Origin of the sequence: methanotrophic endosymbiont of Bathymodiolus puteoserpentis (Logatchev) (assembly GCF_900128525.1) — a bacterium.
Taxonomy (GTDB): Bacteria; Pseudomonadota; Gammaproteobacteria; order Methylococcales; family Methylomonadaceae; genus Methyloprofundus.
In genome coordinates, this window is the sequence record NZ_FQTQ01000109.1 from 1 (window position 1) to 5,364 (window position 5,364).

Consider the following 5,364-nt stretch of genomic DNA (forward strand, 5'->3'; position numbering starts at 1 on the left):
TTTAAAATCTCAGAAGCCTGTATTTAAGCTATGTCCAAGCATAAGTTATTGAATTTCTTTAAATTGAGAATTGCTGGCATAATGCGCAAGAATTAGACAAACACGGTTTTTTAGGGTGTCTTAATCAATTTGTACAAGAGGCAACTAAACAAACATCACGCGGCAAAGATAATTTTTTAAACTCTCCAGAGCAATATTTTAGACAAGAGCCTCGAAAAATATGGCTTACTGCCTTAAAAAAACTAACAGAACATAAAATATGCCAATGGGATTCAGATAAACCCGACTGCCTTTATTTTGATTCTATTCAAGGAGCTGAATATATAGGAGGGCAATGGTTAGAAGAATATACATGGCATATTATTAAAGATTTAAAGCCTTTTGACGTATTAGCTAATGTCGAATTTGCCGAGTCGGGCGCATTAAAAAGTGATATTCGTAACGAAATGGATTGCATTGTTGCGCACCATAATCAGCTGCTTTTTATAGAATGCAAAACCATCAACTTTCAAAAACAAAAAGGTAAAGATACTGATATTTTATATAAATTAGAAAGCTTAGGACATAGAGCGGCAGGTTTATATGGGCATAAATGGTTAATATCAGCACGAAAACTAGATGACCAAGCACTTAAGCGAGCAAAAGAATATAAAATTGATGTAATTTATGGGGCTGATTTAAAAAACTTAAAAGATAAGGTAATTACATGGATGGGTAAAGTATAATAATTTAGAATGCTAGAATTTGTAGAATTTGAACTTAGGCAATAGTTGCATAAACTTTGCAAGTAATACTTAGCAATCAATTCACTTTTAGTTGGGCAGGTATCAGGTTGATGTATAATGCCCTTTCGCATATTTTAAGCCTATGCGAATTATATAAAAAAGGATCCAGAATTGATTTTTTTGTATTTTTGAGTTAAAAATAGGGTTTAAAAAATGCTTTTTAAAGGCACTTGTGAACCCCCTTTGCAATCTATTGATAGTAAAGGATTATTAGCGGCGAGCAGTCAGAAAGTAGCCCTGTTTATGAAGGGATTAAGACATCTTTCTGTATGTATTCACCTTATGCCTCTAGGTCAGAAAGTAGCCCTGTTTATGAAGGGATTAAGACTGTTAAAGATATACTTAGCTAATGGTTTATGGATGTCAGAAAGTAGCCCTGTTTATGAAGGGATTAAGACGATGATTGGAACATCGAATTTAACTTAGCACAAGGTCAGAAAGTAGCCCTGTTTATGAAGGGATTAAGACTTGGCTGTGTTAGGCAAATACACGAATTAACTACGGTCAGAAAGTAGCCCTGTTTATGAAGGGATTAAGACGATTGTCTTCGTAGACCCAAGGATCTCCGGTAGAGTAACCCTTCGTCAGAAAGTAGCCCTGTTTATGAAGGGATTAAGACGCAGGAGATGTTCCCGAATCAAAAGAAAATAAGTGTCAGAAAGTAGCCCTGTTTATGAAGGGATTAAGACAAGCATCTTAGCATCATTACGCTTAGCCCTATCTGTCAGAAAGTAGCCCTGTTTATGAAGGGATTAAGACATGCACTTTCCTTGATGTGGCTCGATAAATTAAGGTCAGAAAGTAGCCCTGTTTATGAAGGGATTAAGACGATAAAAAGCGAGCCATTAGACTTCCCCAGTAGGTCAGAAAGTAGCCCTGTTTATGAAGGGATTAAGACACAGGGGATAGGTTAGGATATTCTGTAGATATAGTCAGAAAGTAGCCCTGTTTATGAAGGGATTAAGACAGTTGAATTTATTTGATTAGAGTTGATCTTAGTGTCAGAAAGTAGCCCTGTTTATGAAGGGATTAAGACCTCGCCTGCACCTTGCTATGCACTGAGTTCCAGTGTCAGAAAGTAGCCCTGTTTATGAAGGGATTAAGACTGGTTTGGTATTTTCGTACTGTTTAGAAGTTGTGTCAGAAAGTAGCCCTGTTTATGAAGGGATTAAGACTAACCATTATTGTTTCGAAGTGCTGTATGTCTTGGTCAGAAAGTAGCCCTGTTTATGAAGGGATTAAGACGATCAAGATCTCTTTCGTTTAGCTGCTTTTCAATGTCAGAAAGTAGCCCTGTTTATGAAGGGATTAAGACTTTATTGTATAAATATTGGATATATTCATTTTCGTCAGAAAGTAGCCCTGTTTATGAAGGGATTAAGACTGACCTGCGCATACTGTTAAATTAACACTTGTTGGTCAGAAAGTAGCCCTGTTTATGAAGGGATTAAGACTTGACACTCTATCGCCTGTTATTTTTTTTGGTTGTCAGAAAGTAGCCCTGTTTATGAAGGGATTAAGACAATGTTAAAAGTTCCTTTCTAACTTCCTTTTCTCGTCAGAAAGTAGCCCTGTTTATGAAGGGATTAAGACATCTGCTCAAGTATTAGTAGATCAGTATACTTACGTCAGAAAGTAGCCCTGTTTATGAAGGGATTAAGACGGAATGGCGTGGTCGGGGTTGTAGGCGTTGGCATGTCAGAAAGTAGCCCTGTTTATGAAGGGATTAAGACAACACAACATTATCAGCCAGTACTACGCCGTCTGTCAGAAAGTAGCCCTGTTTATGAAGGGGTTGTGAGACTCATAGAAAATAGAGGGCAGAGACTTTTTAATAGGGCGGATGCTTGTAAACGATGAAAAGAACATTATCGCAATGAGTGATTAAATCACTAAAGTATGTATAAGCAACTGTTTTTTAATAGTTAATATCAAGAATCTTCACTCATCTTGTCCCCCGTTTTGACCCTAAATAACTCAACTCGTTAGTCATGTATTAACATTTGATTAAGCAACCTTATCAAAATCAATTCGACTGAGTTTTTCTGTATCGACATTTTCCTTTGCCTTCCATAAATCGTATGCTTCTTGTAATCGCATCCAGCTTTCAGGACTTCCACCTAATACTGCAGATAATCTGATTGCCATTTCTGGTGATAGGTTAGATATACCATTTATAAGCCTTGAAAAGGTACTGCAAGCCACGCCTAATGATTCAGCAATATTATTGGCTGAAATATCATCAAAAGGCTCTATATAGGTTCTGTAAATTAACCCTCCCACATGAGGTGGGTTATATTGTCTTATTGTCATTAGTGATAATCCTCATAATTAACGATATAAGCATCGCCATTTTTAAATTCAAATGTTATTCGCCAGTTTCCTGATACCATAATAGCCCACCGATCTTTTAAATTCCCAGATAATTCATGCAAGTTGTAACCTGGCTTTGCCATATCTTCAATAACAAGGGCGGCATCTAAAAAAGCCAATCTATCTCGAAGCTTATCGGCATGTTTTGCTTGGATGCCTGATAAGCTACCTTTTTCAAAGAATTTTTTTAATCCTTTGTGCTTAAAACCTTTAATCATTTTATTATAATTAATTCCTTATTACGCAACAAGCAATTATACTTTGTGTTTTTTAATTCAGCAAGGTCAAACTCAAGGAAAAGGAGCAGAACCTTTTGAATAGTATGGTGGCTTGTTTTTTGTTATATCTTGGATTATTTGAGTGAATCGAATGCTTGCAAAGTAAAAAAACAAAGACAGCTATGGTCTGCCTGATGTATTTATGAAGGGATACTTATAAAAGGTTGCCCTTACGTTTTTAAAAGAGTCTGCTTATAAGTGGCTCTACAAATTTGTCAAACCTGATTTTTTGCTGTGATAAGCGCTTTAATAGCCTATTGAAATTTTATATGAGAGGCTAATGAAAACTTTATTTGTTGAAAAGAAAGCAATGGAAATACGCTATGAGCGTGCTTGTTTATTGCTTTATCATAATGGCAAGCGAGTCAGTAGTGTGCCTTTGGCGCAATTAGAGCGCATCGTTGTGGCGCCGCATGTGGCATTGAGTGCGGGTGTTTTAGGCTTGGTCGCTGAGAAGAATGTCGCGCTACTAGTGCTTAATACGCGTTATCCTGATCGTACGGCGCTTTTATCAGGTACGATGCGAGGGGATATCCATCGCCGGCTAACTCAATATCAATGCCATCAAGATGCAGCGTTTCGTTTACATTGGTCAATTTTTTTAGTCAAACTGAAAATATTTCGGCATTATCGGCTTTTGTTGAAGTTGCGCCTACAGCGTCCTGATCTACGCTATCCATTGACACATGCCATTAATGCTTTAGAAAAAATAATTGATGATCTTTGTTGTGATGATATACCAAGCACTTTGTTGAGTTTACGTGGCAAGGAGGGGGCTGCGGCGGCTTTATTTTTTAAGGCCTTTACGCACGTATTTCCAGCGGCATTAAAATTTACGGGGCGTAATCGTCGACCACCGAAAGATCCCGTTAATGTCTGTTTGTCATTGGCGTATACCTTATGTTATCAAGATTCTGTCAATGCACTTAAAACAGCGGGCTTAGATCCTGCTTTAGGCTGTTTACACGAGCCTTATTATCATCGTGATTCTTTGGCTTGTGATCTAATGGAACCACTTAGGCCGTTAGTGGATGCGTGGGTATATCAGTTGTTTCATCGGGCAGTATTACGTCAGGAAGATTTTACCATAACCGATATGTGCTTATTACATGCGACAGGTAAACAGCGTTTCTATGAGGCATTTAGATTAAAAGCGCCCGCTTTTAGACGAGTGTTGCGCTGTTATGCTCAGTACGCTGCAACGATTGTTTGCCAACATGAGCAATCACCTTACTAAATATTTGGTTTGTTACGATATTTGTGATAGCAAGCGTTTAAGGCGAGTGCATAGATTGATTAGAGATTGGGGTGTCCCCATTCAATTTTCTATCTTTGAGATTGAGGTTAATTCTGGTCAATTTGAACAATTAAGGGCAGAACTGACTGATTTAATTAACGGGGCGGAAGATAAAGTGATGTTTTACCGCTTAAGCCCAGAACAAGATCGTATTTGTTTGGGAGTTTCGGTGCAGACAGAGGATCTGTTGTTTGTTTGATTACAATATTAATGACTCTAAATTGTTATCACAAATTTGCCGAATACCCTTGTAAGACTAAAAGCCAGTACTCTATACCTAAATCAATATATAGGTGTAGGAGGGAAGATGCAGGCAGTTAAACAAAATACAATTAAGCAAGAATGTAAGCCAGCTTTACTTCATTGAGTGCTTGGAAAAAGTTCATCACTCACTGAATAATTTATTACAAATACAGAGGCTTGTTAAAGAAAAAGTCATTTACCCCCAATCACCTTTTGCGGAAAATAAACATATTATCCTTATTAAGGACTCTACAGTTTTAGTTAAAGAAACTTTTCGGCGTTGCGGGTGAATTTGGAGTTAAATGCGAGTGTTATAGATTTGCTTGGCAACAGGAATAGCAATCCTGAAGCAGCCACTGAGCCGTTTACAGAGCATACCAGGTACAGC

Annotated in this window: 5 protein-coding genes and 1 CRISPR repeat array; of the genes, 3 read left to right on the forward strand and 2 right to left on the reverse strand. The window is 37.6% G+C overall.

Annotation, left to right across the window (positions count from 1 at the left end; all coding sequences use genetic code 11):
- The first annotated feature begins 323 nt into the window (after positions 1-323).
- Entirely contained in the window at positions 324-725 is a 402-nt protein-coding gene (locus BQ7314_RS16110; protein WP_425356643.1) for a Card1-like endonuclease domain-containing protein, read from the forward strand.
- 283 nt (positions 726-1,008) lie between these two features.
- A CRISPR array of direct repeats spans positions 1,009-2,587; the repeat unit is 36 nt; unit sequence GTCAGAAAGTAGCCCTGTTTATGAAGGGATTAAGAC.
- 205 nt (positions 2,588-2,792) lie between these two features.
- Here BQ7314_RS16110 and BQ7314_RS09445 read toward each other — a convergent pair.
- Positions 2,793-3,098: a HigA family addiction module antitoxin gene (locus BQ7314_RS09445; protein WP_174483458.1), complete on the reverse strand. Its 306-nt coding sequence runs from the start codon at positions 3,096-3,098 to the stop codon at positions 2,793-2,795.
- Positions 3,098-3,376, reverse strand: a complete 279-nt coding sequence (locus BQ7314_RS09450; RefSeq protein WP_174483459.1) for a type II toxin-antitoxin system RelE/ParE family toxin — start codon at positions 3,374-3,376, stop codon at positions 3,098-3,100. Before BQ7314_RS09450 ends, BQ7314_RS09445 begins: the two co-directional genes overlap by 1 nt.
- A 340-nt stretch (positions 3,377-3,716) precedes the next feature.
- Between BQ7314_RS09450 and cas1 the strand changes: the two genes are divergently transcribed.
- Complete coding sequence (cas1, locus tag BQ7314_RS09455; RefSeq protein ID WP_174483460.1) at positions 3,717-4,673, forward strand: CRISPR-associated endonuclease Cas1; 957 nt, start codon at positions 3,717-3,719, stop codon at positions 4,671-4,673.
- A complete protein-coding gene (cas2, locus tag BQ7314_RS09460; protein WP_174483461.1) occupies positions 4,654-4,932 on the forward strand; it encodes a CRISPR-associated endonuclease Cas2 in 279 nt (92 codons plus the stop codon). The genes cas1 and cas2 overlap by 20 nt, the downstream gene beginning before the upstream one ends.
- Positions 4,933-5,364: the final 432 nt, after the last annotated feature.